Annotated in this window: 17 protein-coding genes; 14 read left to right on the forward strand and 3 right to left on the reverse strand. The window is 51.3% G+C overall.

Going from position 1 to position 18789, the window contains the following annotated elements; all coding sequences use genetic code 11:
• Positions 1-370: 370 nt before the first annotated feature.
• Positions 371-1753 (reverse strand): stalk domain-containing protein, encoded by a 1383-nt coding sequence (locus K0T92_RS22075; protein WP_219874657.1) that lies wholly within the window; start codon positions 1751-1753, stop codon positions 371-373.
• 172 nt (positions 1754-1925) lie between these two features.
• On the opposite strand from K0T92_RS22075, the gene yabP reads away from it, so the two are divergent.
• The 5 genes from yabP to spoIIE all read left to right on the forward strand — a co-directional run bounded on the left by yabP (position 1926) and on the right by spoIIE (position 6803).
• Complete coding sequence (gene yabP, locus K0T92_RS22080) at positions 1926-2210, forward strand: sporulation protein YabP (protein ID WP_219874658.1); 285 nt, start codon at positions 1926-1928, stop codon at positions 2208-2210.
• Positions 2207-2845, forward strand: coding sequence for a spore cortex biosynthesis protein YabQ (gene yabQ / locus K0T92_RS22085; RefSeq protein ID WP_219874659.1), 639 nt, complete (start codon positions 2207-2209; stop codon positions 2843-2845). The genes yabP and yabQ overlap by 4 nt, the downstream gene beginning before the upstream one ends.
• Positions 2846-2877: 32 nt before the next feature.
• Positions 2878-3189, forward strand: a complete 312-nt coding sequence (locus tag K0T92_RS22090; RefSeq protein WP_219874660.1) for an FtsB family cell division protein — start codon at positions 2878-2880, stop codon at positions 3187-3189.
• Positions 3190-3327: 138 nt separating this feature from the next.
• Positions 3328-3888 (forward strand): S1 domain-containing RNA-binding protein, encoded by a 561-nt coding sequence (locus tag K0T92_RS22095; RefSeq protein WP_219874661.1) that lies wholly within the window; start codon positions 3328-3330, stop codon positions 3886-3888.
• Between the two features lie 422 nt (positions 3889-4310).
• The gene (spoIIE, locus tag K0T92_RS22100; protein WP_219874693.1) at positions 4311-6803 is read left to right on the forward strand and encodes a stage II sporulation protein E; all 2493 of its coding nucleotides are present in this window, start codon (positions 4311-4313) and stop codon (positions 6801-6803) included.
• A 154-nt stretch (positions 6804-6957) separates the two neighbouring features.
• On the opposite strand, the gene K0T92_RS22105 is transcribed toward spoIIE, so the two are convergent.
• Positions 6958-7428, reverse strand: a complete 471-nt coding sequence (locus tag K0T92_RS22105) for a DUF600 domain-containing protein (protein WP_219874662.1) — start codon at positions 7426-7428, stop codon at positions 6958-6960.
• 31 nt (positions 7429-7459) lie between these two features.
• Positions 7460-8014: a hypothetical protein gene (locus tag K0T92_RS22110; protein WP_219874663.1), complete on the reverse strand. Its 555-nt coding sequence runs from the start codon at positions 8012-8014 to the stop codon at positions 7460-7462.
• 266 nt (positions 8015-8280) lie between these two features.
• Between K0T92_RS22110 and K0T92_RS22115 the strand changes: the two genes are divergently transcribed.
• The 9 genes from K0T92_RS22115 to K0T92_RS22155 all read left to right on the forward strand — a co-directional run bounded on the left by K0T92_RS22115 (position 8281) and on the right by K0T92_RS22155 (position 18747).
• Complete coding sequence (locus K0T92_RS22115; protein WP_219874664.1) at positions 8281-9006, forward strand: vWA domain-containing protein; 726 nt, start codon at positions 8281-8283, stop codon at positions 9004-9006.
• Positions 8990-9919, forward strand: a complete 930-nt coding sequence (locus K0T92_RS22120) for a protein kinase domain-containing protein (RefSeq protein ID WP_219874665.1) — start codon at positions 8990-8992, stop codon at positions 9917-9919. The genes K0T92_RS22115 and K0T92_RS22120 overlap by 17 nt, the downstream gene beginning before the upstream one ends.
• Positions 9920-9948: 29 nt before the next feature.
• Positions 9949-11406, forward strand: a complete 1458-nt coding sequence (gene tilS / locus K0T92_RS22125) for a tRNA lysidine(34) synthetase TilS (RefSeq protein ID WP_219874666.1) — start codon at positions 9949-9951, stop codon at positions 11404-11406.
• A gap of 40 nt (positions 11407-11446) precedes the next feature.
• Entirely contained in the window at positions 11447-11986 is a 540-nt protein-coding gene (gene hpt, locus K0T92_RS22130; protein ID WP_219874667.1) for a hypoxanthine phosphoribosyltransferase, read from the forward strand.
• A gap of 132 nt (positions 11987-12118) precedes the next feature.
• The gene (gene ftsH / locus K0T92_RS22135) at positions 12119-14119 is read left to right on the forward strand and encodes an ATP-dependent zinc metalloprotease FtsH (protein WP_219874668.1); all 2001 of its coding nucleotides are present in this window, start codon (positions 12119-12121) and stop codon (positions 14117-14119) included.
• 375 nt (positions 14120-14494) lie between these two features.
• Positions 14495-15433, forward strand: a complete 939-nt coding sequence (gene nadA, locus K0T92_RS22140) for a quinolinate synthase NadA (RefSeq protein WP_219874669.1) — start codon at positions 14495-14497, stop codon at positions 15431-15433.
• A gap of 41 nt (positions 15434-15474) precedes the next feature.
• The gene (nadB, locus tag K0T92_RS22145) at positions 15475-17091 is read left to right on the forward strand and encodes an L-aspartate oxidase (RefSeq protein ID WP_219874670.1); all 1617 of its coding nucleotides are present in this window, start codon (positions 15475-15477) and stop codon (positions 17089-17091) included.
• Positions 17084-17980: a carboxylating nicotinate-nucleotide diphosphorylase gene (gene nadC / locus K0T92_RS22150; RefSeq protein ID WP_219874671.1), complete on the forward strand. Its 897-nt coding sequence runs from the start codon at positions 17084-17086 to the stop codon at positions 17978-17980. Before nadB ends, nadC begins: the two co-directional genes overlap by 8 nt.
• Positions 17977-18747, forward strand: coding sequence for a type III pantothenate kinase (locus K0T92_RS22155; RefSeq protein ID WP_219874672.1), 771 nt, complete (start codon positions 17977-17979; stop codon positions 18745-18747). Before nadC ends, K0T92_RS22155 begins: the two co-directional genes overlap by 4 nt.
• The last annotated feature ends 42 nt before the right edge of the window (positions 18748-18789 follow it).

Genomic DNA, 18789 nt, shown 5'->3' on the forward strand with positions numbered 1-18789 from the left:
AAGTCCCAACTGATGTGAAAAAGATGCCTCCTAACCACTGAGAAGTGGGGCTGGAAGCATCTTTTTCGTTATATATGGATTCTCGGCACTCCCTTCTCCAACTGTTTTGAGGGCAGGGCGACGGAGCAGGAAGCCTGCGAATGTGCATGAATTTCGATTACAAGACGCCATAACGTTGAAATGCCTGCGATCATGCATGAATTTGAGGGAAAATCGGCCGTTAAGGGGAAACGAAGGTGAAATACCTGCGCTCTGGCAGGCATTTCACCTTCATGGGGCCACAAACGGGCAAATACATGCCGTTTCGCATGTTTCGCCTAACTCCGCAGCTCGCAGCTTGGTTAGGATACCTCTTGAATCGATAGCCTAGTCAGTCGAAGAAATGCACAGAGTAGCGGAGTGTGGCTGCCCCCCCTTGCTTGTTCACTAGTCCGGAGATGGATACGTCGTAAATGTCACCGTCCTGATAGCGCTGAATGCCGTCCGGGCGGAAAATGATCGCATTCGGAATGCCGTAGCCCCCAGTATCTACGTGGAAGTAGCGGGCATTGTCCGGATTGTCCGACTTTCTATCCAGCTTCCATACCTTCTGATCAGACCGTCGTTCGAGCGTCACGGTAATGCTGTCGCCATCCGGCTCCTCATAGAGGAGCGGGTTAAGAGAGACGGACCACGGCACATTGCCCGCGAATGTCTCGGTAGGGAAATAGCCTCTATTAGGCCAGAGCACCTCGGTGTATTCCACCTTGTCCTTGCGGCTTGTGTCGAATACCTGCATGCTGGAGTAGTAGTGATTGTTGTCCTCCGTCATAGCGAAGCCAAAGCCGATCCGCTGCAGCGCAGGATTCAGAATCCATCTGCGATGCCCAACCCTGCTGACGTTGCTGCTGTCTTCGTCATCCATATACCCTTTCACAGTCTCGGCCAAAAAATCCGGTGATGCGCTGCCCCCATAGCGGGCGTAGATGTTGCTGCTCGTTGTGGACTTGTATCCGGCGTTGAAGAAGGCATCACTCATGTCTGCAGGCTGCGACGGTGTATGAGTGAGCAGGTCTGTGCTTGCCAGAAGGACTGCACCGTGCTGGGCTTGCCGAATCAAGGCCTCGTCGCTGATCAGATCATCAGGCAATCCGGCAAGGTAGCGCATATAGTTGGCAGCCTTGAGTCCATTGCCGTGGAATGTGGCGGTTAATTCGCCAGCAGCGTAAGTCCCCGTCACACGCGGTTCTGTCAGAAAAGGCTTGGCCTTCCCGTTAGCCGCGTAATGGCTGCTCATCGCCCTGATCATCCGCTTGGTCCGTCCATCGATCGCTGGATCTGACGATATTCCAATGCGCCGTTCCTTGGCATTCCAGCTCACATACATATCGAAATTTTCACTAATGAATCGAAGCGGAACCATCATGCTGCCGTTCTTGATGACAGATGGAGCGCTAAGCGAATAAGCTTTATTGTTTACAGCTGCTTTCGTAGAGCCGGCAATCAGCTTGATGGCAAGCCCGTTCTTGCTGCCGGTTACTGTACCCGTCTCGGGATCCCAGGCTACTTTGGCTCCGAGAGATTCGAAGATTGCGCGGAAAGGAACCAATGTGCTCCCCTCCATGACGAGAGGCGGCTGGTCATACTGCTGCCTGACCCCGTTCAAATAAACTTCTATCTCGCTATTATCCGCGTAACTGGAGACGGAGAGTGACGGGAATACGAGAGCTATGGCCAACCACACGACAAAAGAATAGGATACGATTTTCTTCACCTGCTGTCCCACCTTTCCCGGCATAGTTTCATTTTCTGTTATATCGGTTATATCTCTATGGAATATGAATGCAGCACCGGTCGCAGAACCTTGCTTGACCAATCCCGGCACCTGCGGGTTCTAAACCCTGTCCTACTCCCATAGGCTAGTCTTGAGGGAGGGGATTGAAGCGATGAACGATCATGCAAAAGGCCAGAAACGTCAGGAAGTCAAGATGCTTAACCGCAAGCTGCTTGAAATTACGGGCGTCATGAATGTGGAAAGCTTCGATAACGAAGAATTTCTGCTCGAAACGGAGCTCGGCTTCTTAACGATCCGCGGACATAATTTGCATATGAAGCATTTGAGTCTGGAGCAAGGTCTTGTTGCCATTGAGGGGCTCGTCCATTCACTCGCCTATTTGGACGGGAATACCGCAACGAAATCAAAGAGTTTTCTGGGGAAGCTGTTTAAGTGAGTCTTAGTGTACAATGGTGGACGATGCTGACGATGCTGCTGTCCGGTATCGGCATGGGTGTTGTATTCGACGGCTATCGTGTCGTGTCGGACGAGCTCCGCATCAATCGCTGGTGGATTCCGGTGCTGGACTTGCTTTACTGGATCGCCGCTACGCTCATCGTTTTCCACGTGCTGTCCGCAAGTAACGAGGGCGAAGTGCGGACATATGTGTTTCTGGGGCTGCTGCTTGGAATAGCTTGTCATTACTGGCTGTTCAGCAAACTGGTGGAGAAGCTTGTACATGCGTTGATTCGGGGGCTGAGGGCGCTTATACAGTTAGTCATCACGATGTTCATGCTGCTTGTAGTCCGGCCGCTGCAGCTTCTATTTCGTCTGGCAAAACTGATTTTTGCTTTTTTGGCCGCGTTCACTATGTTCCTATTCAGAATTGTGGTACAATTGGTTCGTCCGCTCTGGCTTTTGGTGCTATTCTTGATGCGGCCGCTCTTGCGGCCTGTGGGCAATTGGCTCGGTCAATGGTTCCGCCCGCTGCTCCTGAAGTGGAGGATCAAGGAGAGATGCCAGGCTGCTTTCCGTTATACTGCAGAGTTGTGGCGAAGATGGAAGAATAGGAAGAAGGACGATAAGAGATAGACTATTATCTATAACGTCAGGAGGTCCAAGCGTTGATAACGTCAATCCAGACGAACAAACCAGCTGCACCATCAGGTACCAAGCGTCGGCTTAAAATTTGGCTTTTCGTTATCGCGTTGTTTATGGGCTGGGCGATATATACATTCATTACTCAGTTGGAGAGTCAAGGCCAGGCGGAGATCAAGCTTGCTGAAGTGCAGGGCAAGATCGATGTGGCCACGAAGCAGATGAATGATTTGAGGCTGCAGGTTGAGCGTCTGAACGATAAGGAATATATCGAACAGCTTGCCACGAAGGAGCAGGGTCTGGTTAAGAAAGGCGAGAAGCAGATTGTCGTTGAATAGGCTTGCAATCGGGTATCCGTCTGTTGACCTTGCTTCTCTCGTTCGGTTATAATCACGTTAGTAAGCTGTATTCTCATTTTTTTAATACTTCTGAAGCTATTAGCTTCACATAACAGTTAGGGAGGAAAATTTTCACCTATGGCAATTGAAGTGGGCGCCAAGTTAGAGGGCAAAGTGACAGGCATTACGCATTTCGGAGCATTCGTCGATTTGTCGGGAGGTGTCACAGGGCTCGTTCACATCTCAGAAATTGCCGATAATTACGTCAAGGATGTTAAAGACCATTTGAAGCTGGACGATGTTGTCACAGTGAAGGTCATTAATGTGGATAAAGACGGGAAAATCGGACTTTCGATTAAACAGGCAATAGACCGGCCGGAGGGTTCTGTTCCACCTCAACGCGAACGCGGACCAGGTGGCGGTGGTGGAGGCTTCAATCGCGGACCAGGTGGCGGCGGTGGAGGCGGAAGCTTTAATCGTGGACCAGGCGGCGGTGGTGGTGGCTTTAACCGCGGACCAGGTGGCGGAGGCGGTGGAGGCGGACGGCCTTTCAAGCAGTCATCCGGCAAACCATCTTACGGCAAGCCAACATTCGAGGACAAAATGTCCCGCTTCCTGAAGGATAGTGAGGAGCGTATCTCTTCTCTGAAGAAGAATACAGAATCCAAACGCGGCGGCCGCGGAGCCAAGCGCGACTAATCTCATAGGTGACTTGCAGGCAGAGCCTTAATGGCTCTGCCTTTTTTGGCATTTCCGGCGATTATTCATTTCTCTCGGCAGCTTGCCTGCCACTTATGCTCCTGAACCCGCAAGTATTCCTCCGTCTATCAAAAACTTTTCCCGTGTTCTCCACCAATCCCGACAGGTTCGGACGGCGTTTAGCCCCCATCGCGAGCTTCCATCATAACGGTTTTTGTTGAAGATTATACAGATTACCCCCGTTAGGCAATGATCAAAGCCGCGCTATGTATGCGTTTGCTGCAGCGGTGCCAGCCGAGGCGGGAAGAGGCGATTTTGTCGGAAAAAACTTTTGGAATGACAACGCTTTCTGACAAACTTCATAGAAATCAGCTCCTATAATAAGAGACACCAATAAGGGAAAAGGCGGTGTCTTAACAATGATGGAGAAACAGAATGTGGTGATGTTCCCGGGTGTTCAGCGGACAAGCCTCGTGCAGGCAGCAGTTCGCAAAGGGATGAATTGGGCGATGGCGCGCCGCGCCTTTCAGATGATTTCCTCCAGAAAATGGACATTCGTGCTCATGGCAGTTGGCTTTCTGCTGGGCCGTGCGGTTATTCTGGAATCGCTTGCGCCTTTCGCCGTCTCTTACTTCGCTGTTATCTATTTTCTTAGACATGATGCCCATCGTTCGGTCGCGCTGTCAATCGTCGCCGGCAGCTGCCTGGCCATAACGGCGGAGCCGCTATGGATCGCTGTGGAGCTGGCTGTAATGTACCTGTTGCTAAAGGGATTGGAAGCTTATGAACGCTCGGAGCTGTCTTATGCCCCTATGCTTGTATTTATCTCGATGCTGCTCGTTAGGCTGTTCGGCGTTGTAATAGCTGATGCACTGGGCTGGTATGAGCTGATGATGGTTGGGGTTGAGGCGGCATTAGGCTTCGTCCTGACGCTAGTATTCGTGCAGGCGATTCCTGTACTCACTATGACGAAGAAGACGTCTGCGCTTAAGAATGAGGAAATTATCTGTCTCATGATTCTGCTGGCTTCTGTGATGACTGGAGCGGTTGGCTGGGCTGTATATGGCTTGTCCGTTGAACATATCATGTCGCGGTATATGCTGCTTCTATTCGCATTTGTAGGGGGAGCGCCGCTCGGCGCATCGGTCGGGGTTGTGGCAGGACTCATCCTCAGCCTCGCGGATTTCAATGCGGTCGTACAAATGAGCCTGCTCGCTTTTGCCGGCTTGCTGGCCGGTCTGCTTCGCGAAGGGGGCAAAATGGCGGTTGCATTCGGGATGCTGCTCGGCTCTGCTATTCTCTCTATTTATGTCGGCAGCCAGGGAGATGTGATGGCCTCAACATGGGAATCCGTCGTTGCTGCAAGCTTATTCCTGATAACACCGCGCACCATCGTCCGCACGATTGCCAAGTATGTGCCCGGCACAACAGAGCATGTGAAATCACAGCATGAATACGCTAGGCGTGTGCGGGATGTAACGGCCCAGCGTGTAGCGCAATTCTCTGAAGTATTCCGGCAGCTCTCACGCAGCTTCGGGCAGGTGAATACGGTCAATGAGAGCGTCAAGCGCGAAGAGACGGTTGGTCATTTCATGAATGCGGCAGCGGAGAAGATCTGCAGCTCCTGCCATCGCAAGGAGTTATGCTGGGAAGGGAAATTTTACGATACGTACAAGATGATGACCCATATGATGACAGCCGTTGAGGAAGGGAGAAGAATCGGGCAGAAGGAGGGGCCTAAGGAGTGGCGGGTGCATTGCATGAAATCCCAGCAGGTGTTTGATGTAATGGGCCAGCAGTATGAATTGTACAAGCATGATCAGCTGTGGAGGAAGCAGCTTAACGATTCCCGCCAGCTTGTCGCGGAGCAGCTGTCCGGTGTATCGCAGGTTATGGAGGATTTGGCGCGCGAGATTCAGCGGGAAGGACAGCAGCTGCATTTGCAGGAGGAACAGATCCGGGAGGCGCTGGAAGGGCTCGGTTTATCAATACAGGGTATTGATGTCGTGAATCTGGAGGAGGGCAATGTCGAGATTGAAGTGTTCCATACGTTCGGAAGGGGATACGATGAATGCCGCAAAATTATTGCGCCGCTGCTGACGGATATACTGGGAGAGCCAATCGCTGTTATGTCAGAGAGGTATCCGGAGAAAAGCGGTGAGCCTGCGCTTGTTATATTCGGCTCCGCCAAAGCCTACGAGGTAGAGACTGGTGTTGCCGGTGTTGCCAAGGGAGGCGATCTGTTATCGGGCGACAGCTTCAGTACCGTGGAGCTGGGCAATGGCAAATTCGCCGTTGCGATCAGCGATGGGATGGGCAATGGGGAGCGGGCGAAGCTTGAGAGCAGCACGGCGCTCACCATCTTGCAGCAGCTGCTGCAATCGGGTATGGATGAGAAGCTGGCGATCAAATCGGTTAATTCCGTGCTGCTGCTTCGTTCCTCTGATGAAGTGTTCGCCACTGTCGATGTGGCGTTGATCGATATGTACACGGCGAAGACGACATTCATGAAGATTGGTTCAACGCCAAGCTTTATCAAGCGGGGGACAGAGGTCATCTCGATATCGGCCAATAACCTGCCGGTCGGCATTCTGCAGGAGATCGACGTCGATCTTATTCGCGTACAGCTCCAGCCTGGCGATACTTTAATTATGATGACGGACGGAATCTATGATGCGCCTGGCCATGCGGCCAATAAAGAAATGTGGATGAAGCGGGTCATTCAGGAGATCAGCAGCGATAATCCGCAAGAAATCGCCGATGCGCTGCTGGAGACCGTTGTGCGCTATCATAAAGGCGACATTATCGATGATATGACCGTAGTTGTGGCCAGAGTGGACAAGCATCAGCCGGAATGGGCGACCTTCCGCTGGCCCGGCATATCCAAGCTTGAGCGTCCAAGGACGGTGAGCTAGCCTGCTCATGTGGGGCGTCATTGAACGGGAGATAGCCGCTGACAAATAAGATGCGGGTGCTCGGAAACACTTACGTGGTGTTTTCGGGCATTTTTATTATATGTCTCAGCCGCTGCCGTATCTCAGACACTGACCCTTACGCTGGGCGCGGTTGTCAGCACAGTTTCCCACCCATTTCTTCAAACCACTCGTCAAAAATATGATCGGCCGTTTTCACTGGATCGTGGGTATACTTGCTCTCGTAACAGTACGTAGCGATTAATTTATTTTTAGAGACATCATAAATCAGTTTCATTTCTGCAGGCATTTCTCTGTTATATTTTTTGCATAGTTCTTTTATTGCGCGAATATTTTCATTACAGATATTGAGCACTGCGTTCTGCCTATCTCTAGAAACATTATATAGGTGATAGGAGTGGCTAACTGCGTTTTGAATCGCATTATTCACCTTGTGTTTTTCAACGATACAATTATTTATTTTGTAAAATACATCTGAACTAATTAATCCGTATTCATTTGAAGCATATATAAATATCATATCTGCCTTATTGTTTACATAATCCATACAAATCGAGACCATATCTGCTTGCAATTCCGAGAAATAATCTTCAAAGATCTTTGCCATAGTGCCCCCTTTAATGGATCCCTTCAAAGCTCTAATCGTACGATCTGCCGATCCCAGTACCATCCTTTGATTTCGCAATCTGCTTATTCGCAACGATTCTCATGGCCTCATCCAGAGTGACATTGATAGAAATAGTGGCTCCGTTGCTTCGGGCCGTCGAAGCGAGCGCGCTAGCGGCATTCATTGCGGCCTTATCGCCGATCTTCTGGGCGTTGTCATAGTCGAGTTTAGCTCTTAGAATCTGTTCATTAGGAGAAAGCCGGGTCGGCAAGGCAATTGCAGCTTTGCCACTGTTTATACTGTCGTCTTTGATCCGATTAGCTGAATAAACGAACCCGGCGCTTGATGATGCCGACACTGGAGCAGGCTTGGCCGTGGCTTTGGATGGCGATAATATATTGGAGATCTGTGGCGCGGCTACAAGCATACTGGCTGCGGCGGCGGAGATTGTTACTATGTCTTTCTTAGCAATGGCTGGTGGCGCAACGGCAGCCGTTGCTGCCGTATTTGGCACCGGCTTATGGCTGGATAGGTTACTGCTGAAGTTGTAACTGTTGTTTTCCAAACTGGGAAATATAAAAGGCATAGTGGCGACCCTTTCCTTCTAATAAATGGTTGTCATACTATATTTAAAGCAGAATCTACTTTGTGTAAATAGCGAATCTTGTCGATTATTGTCGAAATAATGATTATTGAACATTAAAATATTATAATTTTTTTAATTTATTAATAGATATAATTATCCCAAATATCCAAGCCCGCAAACCTCCCTGAGGTTATATCCTTTCAAATGTGGGCACGATGGTAGGGAGACTACTATCGGTAGATTCCACCACTTGGGAGGTATGAATCGTGAATCAAATATTACTGATTACAGACGGCTGCTCCAATGTCGGCATCAGCCCGGTTGTGGCGGCGGCCCAAGCATATGCGGAGGGCATTACGGTCAATGTTGTCGGAGTTGTGGATCAAGGAGATCTTGGTGAATTTGGATCAGCTGAGATTGAAGAGATCGCCCGGGCGGGCGGCGGTCTGAGCCGTCTTGCGCATACGAAGCAACTGTCGCAGACAGTGCAGATGCTGACACGCAAAACGGTGGCGCAAACGATTCAGCATGCCGTTCAACGGGAGTTAAAGCAGGTGTTTGGTTCGTCATCAATCGAGTCGCTGCCGCCTGATAAGCGCGGGGAGGTCGTGCGCGTCATTGATGAACTGGGGGAAACAAGCAAGCTGCGTGTCGCGCTGCTGATCGATGCGAGCGCAAGCATGAAGCCTAAGCTTCAGGCAGTCGAAGAAGCGATTCGCGATCTGGTGCTGAGCCTGCAAGCCAGACAGGGCAGCAGCGAGATTGCGGTATTCCATTTTCCAGGCACGGCTTATGGCGAGGATTGCATGCTTGATCTGGATTGGACGAGCAATGTGAACGGGATGACGTCATTATTTCCGCGTTTGCAGATGCGCGGGACGACGCCGACAGGTCCGGCGCTGATGGGGGTCATTGATTTTTACCGAAAAGCCGATTATGGTAGTAGGAAGAATGACGGAACGGACGGGATGATGAGTGACTACGTCGTTTGAATGGAGCCTGCCCCGCGGCACGGTCGTGAAGGGCAAGTGGAAGCAGGGCAGCTATAGAGTAGAACGGCTGCTTGGTGAAGGAGCTAATGGAAAAGTATTCCTCGTAGAACGGAATCGAGGCTGGTATGCGCTGAAAATTGGTGCTGATGCGGTCGATTTACAGTCAGAGGTTAACGTACTGCAGTCGATTGCGAAGCAGCAGCGCGGATCGCGGACGGAAGCATTCCTTGTCGATGTCGATGATTTGCGGGGCATGGACGGGAAGGACTACCCTTTCTATGTCATGCGGTATATTCGGGGAGCTACGCTCTCCGAATATTTGGCGCGTCATGGCATGGACTGGTTCCCGGTTGTGGGCTACAGCTTGCTTGGCAAGCTTGGCGAGCTTCACGAGGCAGGATGGATATTCGGCGACCTTAAGGTGGAGAATGTAATGGTTGCCGATTACGGACGTGTCGATCTGGTCGACTATGGAGGCGTCACCGCTGCTGGCAAGGGTGTGCGGCAATTCACGGAGATTTATGACCGTGGATATTGGAATGCCGGCACGCGTATCGCTGAGCCGGGCTACGATCTGTTCTCTTTCGCCGTACTTTGTATCCAATTGCATGACAGCCGCAGATTAGCTAATTTGATCGGGGCGATGCTTCCGCAGATGCGGACACCTGACGAGCTGCTGCGCCTTGCAGGAACGATCCCGGCGCTCAAGCCGTTAGGCGGCTGGCTGCGCAAGGCACTGTACGGCGAATTCAGCAGCTCGCGCGAAGCGGCGGCGGCTTGGCAGCAGTGGATGCACCGTCCCGGGACCAAGCGCTCCTCGGCCCCAACGCCTGGATGGCTGAAGGGTTTGTTTGTCGGATCGGCTGCTCTGCTCGCGACAACGATCTACTGGCTGCTGCAGAATGGGTTATAGCGGCACCAATTGGAGAGGGATGTACATATATGGAGGATTGGTTGAACGTAGTGTCGCAGACTGCTGCCGAGGAGCGGCTATGGGCGGCAGGAGACACGATTGTGGTAGCTGTATCAGGCGGGCCGGATTCGGTTGCTCTGCTGCATATTCTGCATGAGCTGGCACCGAAAGAAGGGCTGACCCTGATCGCGGCCCATGTCGATCATGGATTCCGCGGTGAAGAGTCGGCGCTTGAAGCAGAGTCGGTGAAGCAAATGGCTGGCGAGCTGGGTATTGTCTGCGAATCGACATACATCGATCTGCCTGCTTATATAGAAGAAACGGGAATGAATCCGCAATCGGCTGCGAGGGAGAAGCGGTATGCTTATCTGCATGAAGTAGCCGAGAAGCACCAGGCCAAGCGGATCGCAATCGCCCATCATGGGGACGATCAAGCGGAGACTGTACTCATGCGGATTGTCCGAGGAACAAGCCCGGGAGGACTGTCAGGCATACCTATTCGGCGTACTGAAAAAAACGTGGAACTTATTCGGCCTCTCTTACGTATGTACAAGGCAGACATTCTAAGTTTCTGTAAGAATCGCGGGCTTCGATACAGTCAAGACAGCAGCAATGAGCAGCGATATTACTTCCGCAATACAGTAAGGCTGGATTTATTGCCGGCTCTGGCTCAATATAATCCAGAGATCGCCAATGCGCTTGTCCGATTATCGCTGCTTGCAGCGCAAGAGGACGAGTGGATGGAGGGGGAGACGCAAGCGGCGTTTCACCGCTATGTCCGGCAGAACAGCGTAGGATGTCAGATGAATCGCGAAGCGCTGCTGAGCCTGCATGTCGCTTTACAAAGGAGAATGATTAAATTAATATTAAAATGTGTTGGACTGGAAATGGAAACCACTTCCTTCGACATCATTGAGACGATCAGGCATGCGGCCGACAGAGGTGCGGCCTCGACGTGGAGCATTGATGCGGGCAGAGGAATCCGGTTCGTTCGGGAGTATGATGTGCTGCGGTTCATCCGTGCCCAACCAGAGAGCGGATCGTTAGAGCGTTCTGGCGGCGGATATGAGTATATCGTCACAGAAGGTGCAGCACAGCTGGAAGTGTCTGAAGCGGATGCAAGGCTGATCTTTAGCGAGCTGCCATCTTCAAGTGCTGACAGGCCTAAGAACAGACAGGAAGCGATCTTTGATGCGGCGCTTCTTCAATACCCGCTAACCGTTCGCAATCGCCGTCCCGGCGATCGTATGGCGGTACTTGGTTTAAACGGCACCAAAAAAGTACAAGATATGTTCGTTGACGACCGAATTGCTCCGTCACAGCGTGAGATTCTTCCGCTTCTGGTGGATGGGGAAGGCAAGGTGCTCTGGATTCCTGGCGTCAGGCGGTCTGACGCGGCGCAGGTACTGCCATCGACCACCCGCGTCCTGCATATTCGGATGGAAAATCCGGCATCGGACAATATTGTCTCGAATAAGATGCACTGATTCATTCATAGTATAGGTAAAAACATAGGAGGTCCCGGCATTGCTGAATGACATTCAAGAAGTTCTGTATGACGTTAACCAGATTCAGCAGAAGGTTGACGAGCTTGGAGAAACGATAAGCCGGGAGTTTGAAGGACGCAACCCGCTCGTGATTTGCGTCTTGAAGGGTGCGTTTATCTTTATGGCCGATCTGGTGAAGAAGATTACAATCCCGCTGGAGATTGATTTCATGGCTGTATCCAGCTACGGACAATCCACCAAGACATCCGGGGTTGTCAAGATTATCAAGGATCTTGACGTACCTGTGCAGGGCCGGGAAATTATTATCGTCGAGGATATTATCGACAGCGGACTTACACTCAGCTATCTGATTGATGTGCTGGAGAGGCGTAATGCCAAGTCGGTTACACTTGTGACGTTGTTCGATAAGCCGTCAGGGCGAAAGGTCGAGCTTGAAGCAGACCATAAGGGATTTATTCTGCCTGATGCATTTGTCGTTGGTTACGGGCTTGATTACGCGGAGAAATACCGCAATCTGCCGCTTATCGGCGTTCTAAAGCCTGAAGTTTATGAGAAGTAGCAGCATGTCCGCAGCCGCGGATTTGTTCCTGAATGATGCGATTATCCATATCATGTCGTTCCCTTGCCGTGTATTTGTGAAGGAAAGTCATGCTATGGTAAAATATTTAAGCGTCTTGAGAGGAGGTAGGGGATGAATCGAATCATCCGTAACACTGGATTTTATTTGATTATTTTTTTGGTGACCGTTGGGATCTTCCAATTTATCAGCAGCCAAAATGATACCACCGTCGAAATTCGATACGATCAATTGAGACAAGCGCTCAATGAGAATAACGTAAAGAAGATTTCACTACAATTTGACGGATACTCCTATTTGGTCACTGGTGAATATAATAAGAAGCCCAATGGGTCTGAGTCCGTTCAATTCTATACTCATACGAATATAGAAGAATTTGTGGTCAAGGATATTTATGAGACCGCGGCCAAGAACAATGTTGAGATCAAGAACGAGCCAATGGAAGAACCAAGCATCTGGCTCACATTCTTAACATCGATCATCCCTTTCGTGATCATCTTCATTCTGTTCTTCTTCCTGATTAATCAAGCGCAGGGCGGCGGCGGCAAAGTGATGAACTTTGGCAAGAGCCGGGCGCGTTTGTACAATGAAGAGAAGAAGCGCGTCACTTTCGAGGACGTGGCAGGTGCCGATGAGGAGAAGCAGGAGCTTGTCGAGGTTGTAGAGTTTTTGAAGGACCCTCGCAAATTCGCGGTGGTCGGAGCACGTATTCCTAAGGGCGTACTGCTTAACGGACCTCCAGGTACAGGTAAAACATTGCTCGCACGCGCAGTTGCAGGTGAAGCGGGTGTGCCATTCTTCAGCATTTCCGGTTCGGACTTCGTTGAGATGTTCGTCGGTGTCGGGGCTTCCCGTGTTCGTGATTTGTTTGAGAATGCGAAGAAGAATGCGCCTTGTATCATCTTTATCGATGAGATTGATGCGGTGGGCCGTCAGCGCGGCGCCGGTCTCGGCGGCGGACATGACGAGCGTGAGCAGACGCTCAACCAATTGCTCGTTGAGATGGACGGCTTTGGTGCGAATGAAGGAATTATTATCGTGGCGGCGACGAACCGTCCTGATATTCTGGACCCGGCGCTTCTGCGTCCCGGCCGTTTCGACCGTCAAATTACAGTCGATCGTCCAGATGTGAAAGGCCGCGAAGCGGTATTGAAGGTACATGCGCGCAACAAGCCGCTTTCCAAGGACGTCAAGCTTGATGTCATTGCGAAGCGTACAACCGGATTTACTGGCGCTGATCTGGAGAACCTGCTGAATGAAGCAGCGCTTCTGGCAGCACGCCGCAACAAGAAGGATATCGCAATGATCGAGGTAGATGAAGCCATCGACCGCGTCATTGTAGGTACGGAGAAACGCAGCCGTGTCGTTAGCGACCGGGAGAAACGGATTGTTGCCTACCATGAGGCAGGCCATACGATTGTCGGTTATTTCCTTGAGCATGCTGATCAAGTGCATAAAGTAACAATCATCCCGCGCGGACGCGCAGGCGGATATGTCATCATGCTGCCTAAAGATGGCGATCGCATGCTGAACACGAAGCAAGAGCTTCTCGATAAAGTTACGGGGCTGCTCGGCGGCCGTGTAGCAGAAGAGATCTTCATTGGCGAAATCGGTACTGGCGCTTACAGCGACTTCAAGCAAGCTACAGCTATCGTTCGTGCTATGATCATGGAATACGGAATGAGCGACAAGCTCGGACCATTGCAATTCGGCAGCTCGCAAGGTCAGGTGTTCCTCGGACGCGATATCGGACATGAGCAGAATTACTCTGATGCCATCGCTTATGAGATTGACCAGGAGATGCAGAATATTATTGGCGCTTGTTATGCCCGCGCCAAGGAGCTTCTTACGGAGAAGACGAAAGAAGTTCATCTCATCGCACAAACGCTGCTCACTGAAGAGACGCTTGAGATCGAACAAATCAAGCGCTTGATCGAGACAGGTTCGCTCGAAGGCAACGGCGAAGGCTCCACTGAGCCAATCGAAGAGCCCAAGGGTGAGCCGATCGTAGATACAATTGGCGGTGTGAAGGTGCGAATCTTGCCTAAAGATGACACCGAGCCTCCAGTTGATCCGGACGGCGGCACTGATGGTGGAACCAATAACAATAGTTAGTTGATTACGGAAGGCTGTCCGCAAGCAGGCAACTGCTAGGGCAGCCTTCTTATCTTTGTGGACTGCAGGATCACGGCATGCAAGCGATGGATAAGTCGTATAACTGTAAGCTTTCGCAGTGCTGCCCAGCATTTCAGGAGGAATCCTTGTCGAAAACGGCTGAAATGGCCTGTTTTATCGGTTGACAGTACTTCCAGCGTTGTGTAAATATAATGTTAATCGAGCGATTATCAGCATCGATGATTCATTGGGGAAATGGATACGCTAATAATGAATACCGGAATCCATATATAGTCCAGAATCGCAGCTCGACAGCCGCTGCTGTCCGAGTTTGTGCATCGGTTCACAAAGTCTGTAAAAAGAGGAGAAATTGCGATGGAAGCATTGGCACTCGAGCGTAAAGCGGAACAAAACCGTGAGCTGCGAGAACGTTTGATGCAGCTGAAGAAAGAGCGTAATGCCATAATTCTTGCTCATTATTATCAGCGCGATGAAATACAGGAGGTAGCTGATTTCCGTGGCGATTCCTTCCTGCTTGCACAGAAGGCAGCACAAACCGATGCGGATGTCATCGTATTCTGCGGTGTTCATTTCATGGGGGAGAGCGCTAAAATTCTTGCTCCGAACAAGACGGTTATAATACCGGATGAACGGGCTGGCTGCCCAATGGCGGATATGGTTAATGTTGATGGCCTCCGCAAGCTGAAGGCACAGCATCCCAATGCGACGGTTGTGACGTATATTAACTCTTCAGCAGAAATTAAGGCGGAGACGGACATATGCTGTACCTCTGCGAATGCGGTGCGTGTCGTAAATTCTGTGGAGTCCGATGAGATTATTTGGGTACCGGATAAGAATCTTGGACATTACGTGCAGCAGAATACGGATAAAAAAATGATTATTTGGGAAGGTTACTGCAACACCCATGATATGCTGACCGTCAAAGATGTAGAAGAGATGAAGGCCAAGCATCCTGGCGCGGAATTCGTCGTGCATCCGGAGTGCCGTCCCGAGGTTGTCGAATTGGGCGATTTTGTCGGCAGCACGACCGCAATTATCAAATACTGCAAAGAATCGCCCAACAAGGAGTTTATCGTTGGCACCGAGGATGGGACAGGCTACCAGCTGCGGCTTGACAGCCCGGACAAAACGTTTCATTTTGCCACCAAATATTTGGTTTGTCCAAACATGAAAGTGAACAATCTGAAGAAGCTTGTGAAATGCTTGGAGACGATGCAGCCACAGATTTATGTACCAGAGCAGGTTGCCAATCAAGCACGTTTATCCTTGGAGCGCATGTTACAAGTGAAGTAGCATGCGCTACTCTCTTTCCGCAGAAAGGAAAGTTGACCGCGATGATTCCACGATACTTAGTTGATGTTGTATTAGAAGATCTGCCTGTCATTGATAAGGATGTTATTGTCATTGGGGCCGGCATTGCCGGTCTTTTTACCGCTATTAAAGCGAGTAAGACGAATGAAGTGCTTATGATTACGAAGAAGTCGCTTCTCGACAGCAATACCCGCTATGCGCAGGGCGGCATCGCCGCTGTTATCTCGGAAGATGATTCCCCCGCCTACCATAGGCAGGATACGCTTATAGCGGGTGCAGGTCTGTGCGCGGATGAAGCGGTCGAGCTGCTTGTGCATGAAGGCCCCAAGGGCGTCGATGACTTGGTGCGCATGGGCACGCAATTCGATCAAGAGAATGGCGAGTTTGCGCTGACGAAAGAAGGCGCACACAGCCAGCGGCGTATTCTGCATGCCAATGGAGATGCGACAGGCTTCGAGATTGTTCGCGCTCTGTCAGAGAAGGCTGTCGAGAATTCGCGCATTGAGGTATGGGATGATCACTTTGTTATTGATCTCATAACGGATAATGGAAAGTGCCTTGGCGCTCTTGTGCAGAAGCCGGACGGACAGCGATTGTTCGTGCGGGGCAAGGCGACCGTACTGTGCTCAGGCGGCGCGGGTCAATTATACCGCTATACCACGAATCCAGAGGTCGCTACAGGCGACGGCATTGCTATGGCGTACCGCGCGGGGGCATACATACAAGATGTGGAGTTTATTCAGTTTCATCCAACCTCGCTTTGTTATCCTGGTGCGCCTCGCTTCCTGATTTCTGAGGCGGTACGCGGAGAGGGAGCAGTACTGCGCAATATTAAGGGCGAGCGCTTCATGGAGAAGTATCATGAGCAGCTTGAGCTTGCACCACGCGATATTGTGGCCCGTGCAATTGTGAGCGAAATGGAAGAGACGAAGTCAACCTTCGTCTATATCGATATTACCCATGAATCGGCGGATATGGTGAAGCATCGTTTTCCTACTATTTATGAATTCTGCTTGAATTATGGTCTGGATATGACATCGGATTGGATTCCGGTGGCTCCTGCTGCGCATTATATGATGGGCGGAGTCAAGGCGGATCTGAACGGGGAGACGAACGTGGCCAGATTATTCGCCTGCGGCGAATGCTCGTCTACAGGTGTTCATGGAGCGAATCGGCTGGCGAGCAACTCCTTATCAGAGGCGATCGTGTTCGGCCGCCGAATTGTGGAGCGGATTAATCAGCTGGAGCCGCTTCCCAAGGATACAACGGTACATATGGATTCATTGGATCGCCGGGAGCCCTCTATACAGGCGGTCGTGGAGAAACGCTTGAAGCTGCAGAAAATAATGGTTCGTTATGCAGGACTGCGGCGTGATGGGAAGGGCTTGGGCAAAGGGCTGGAAGAGCTCAAGCGGCAGCTGCCGATCTTCCATTCCGAGCTGACAAAGCGTGAGGAATATGAATTTGCCAATCTGTTAACCTGTGCGATGCTGACGACCGAGGCGGCGTTAACACGCGAGGAGAGCCGCGGCGCGCACTATCGCGAGGATTTCCCTGACCGGGATGATCTCGTATGGCGGAAGCATTCCGTGCTCCATCGGGAGCATGGTGTTATAGAGGAGCGGATTAACGATGTTTGATGCGGAATTACACGCAATAAGCGCGGGTAACCTGGATACGCTGAGCGCTCAAATACGATCTTGGCTGGCAGAGGATATCGGCACAGGCGATGTCACCAGCTGGGCTACAATTCCGGCAGGCACATTAGCCAAGGCTGTCATCCATGTGAAGGAAAGCGGTATTATAGCGGGCATACCCATCGCCAGGCTTGTTTTCCATGTGGTGGATCCTTCATTAACCTTCCGCGCGCTTGTCAGTGATGGACAGGCCGCAGCAAAGGGAACGGTCCTCGCAGAAGTGGAAGGAAGCGCGCACAGCCTGCTGACAGGCGAGCGGCTTGCCCTTAACCTGCTGCAGCGATTGTCCGGCATTGCCACGAAGACACACGCTTATGTGGAGGCGCTGGGAGGGCTGCCTGTCCGGCTGGCCGATACGCGCAAGACAACACCGGGACACCGGCTGCTGGAGAAATATGCGGTACGTGTCGGCGGGGGCTCCAACCACAGGTTCGGGTTGTATGATGCTGTGATGATCAAGGATAATCATATTAAAGGATCGGGCGGCATTTCTTCCGCTGTTGCGGCAGCACGGGCAATTATTCCGCACACGATGAAGATTGAAGTGGAGACGGAATCGCTGCAGCAGGTAGAGGAAGCTCTTGCTAGCGGTGCGGATATAATAATGCTTGATAATATGACGCATGAATTGATGAGGGAGGCTGTTCGGCAGATCAGATCGCATGCACCGCATGTCATCATTGAAGCTTCCGGCGGCGTTCGACTGGACACGGTAAGAGATATTGCAGAATGCGGTGTCGATGTGATTTCGGTCGGCGGGTTAACCTATTCGTTCGAATCGCTGGATATCAGCCTTGACTTGAATGAGAAGAAGGGTGGACCATCGGCGTGATTCTAGTCATCGATGTAGGCAATACCAATATCGTTATTGGTATATACAAGGGCAAGACGCTCCTTCATCATTGGCGGCTCAGTACGAACCGGTCCGCTACCGTGGATGAGTACGGGATTATGATTCATAATCTGGTGCATTATGCGGGCGTGAAGCTGGAACATATTAATGGAGTCATCATCTCTTCGGTTGTTCCGCCTCTTATGCGGACGCTGGAGCAGCTCTGCCAGCAGTATCTGCGCAAGGCCCCGCTTATTGTCGGACCAGGCGTGAAGACGGGGCTGAACATCCGGTATGAGAATCCGCGCGAGGTCGGTGCAGACCGGATCGTCAATTCCATCGCAGGAATTGAGAAGTACGGAACGCCGCTTATCGTGGTTGATTTCGGGACGGCGACGACATTCGATTATATCGATGCCGGCGGGAATTATCTCGGGGGCGCGATCGTGCCGGGTATCGGGATTTCCACGGAGGCACTGTACCAGCGGGCGGCCAAGCTTCCGCGCATAGAGCTGGTTAGACCTAAGAGTGTCATTGGACGCAATCCGGTCACTTCCATGCAGGCAGGCATTATTTTTGGCTATGCGGGCCAAGTCGATGGAATCGTCGGACGCATCCGCCGTGAGTTCAATGTATCGCCTCGAGTTATTGCAACGGGAGGTCTTGCCGAGCTCATTGCTGCCGAATCGGAAACGATTCAGGAAGTCGATCCGCTGCTGACGCTTGAGGGGCTGCGCATTATTTATGAACGAAATCAGGAACATTAATATAGCGGGATATTCTATATGAACGACGGAGGGAGCTGCGAA

This window comes from Paenibacillus oenotherae (genome assembly GCF_019443105.1).
Classification (GTDB): domain Bacteria; phylum Bacillota; class Bacilli; order Paenibacillales; family Paenibacillaceae; genus Paenibacillus_Z; species Paenibacillus_Z oenotherae.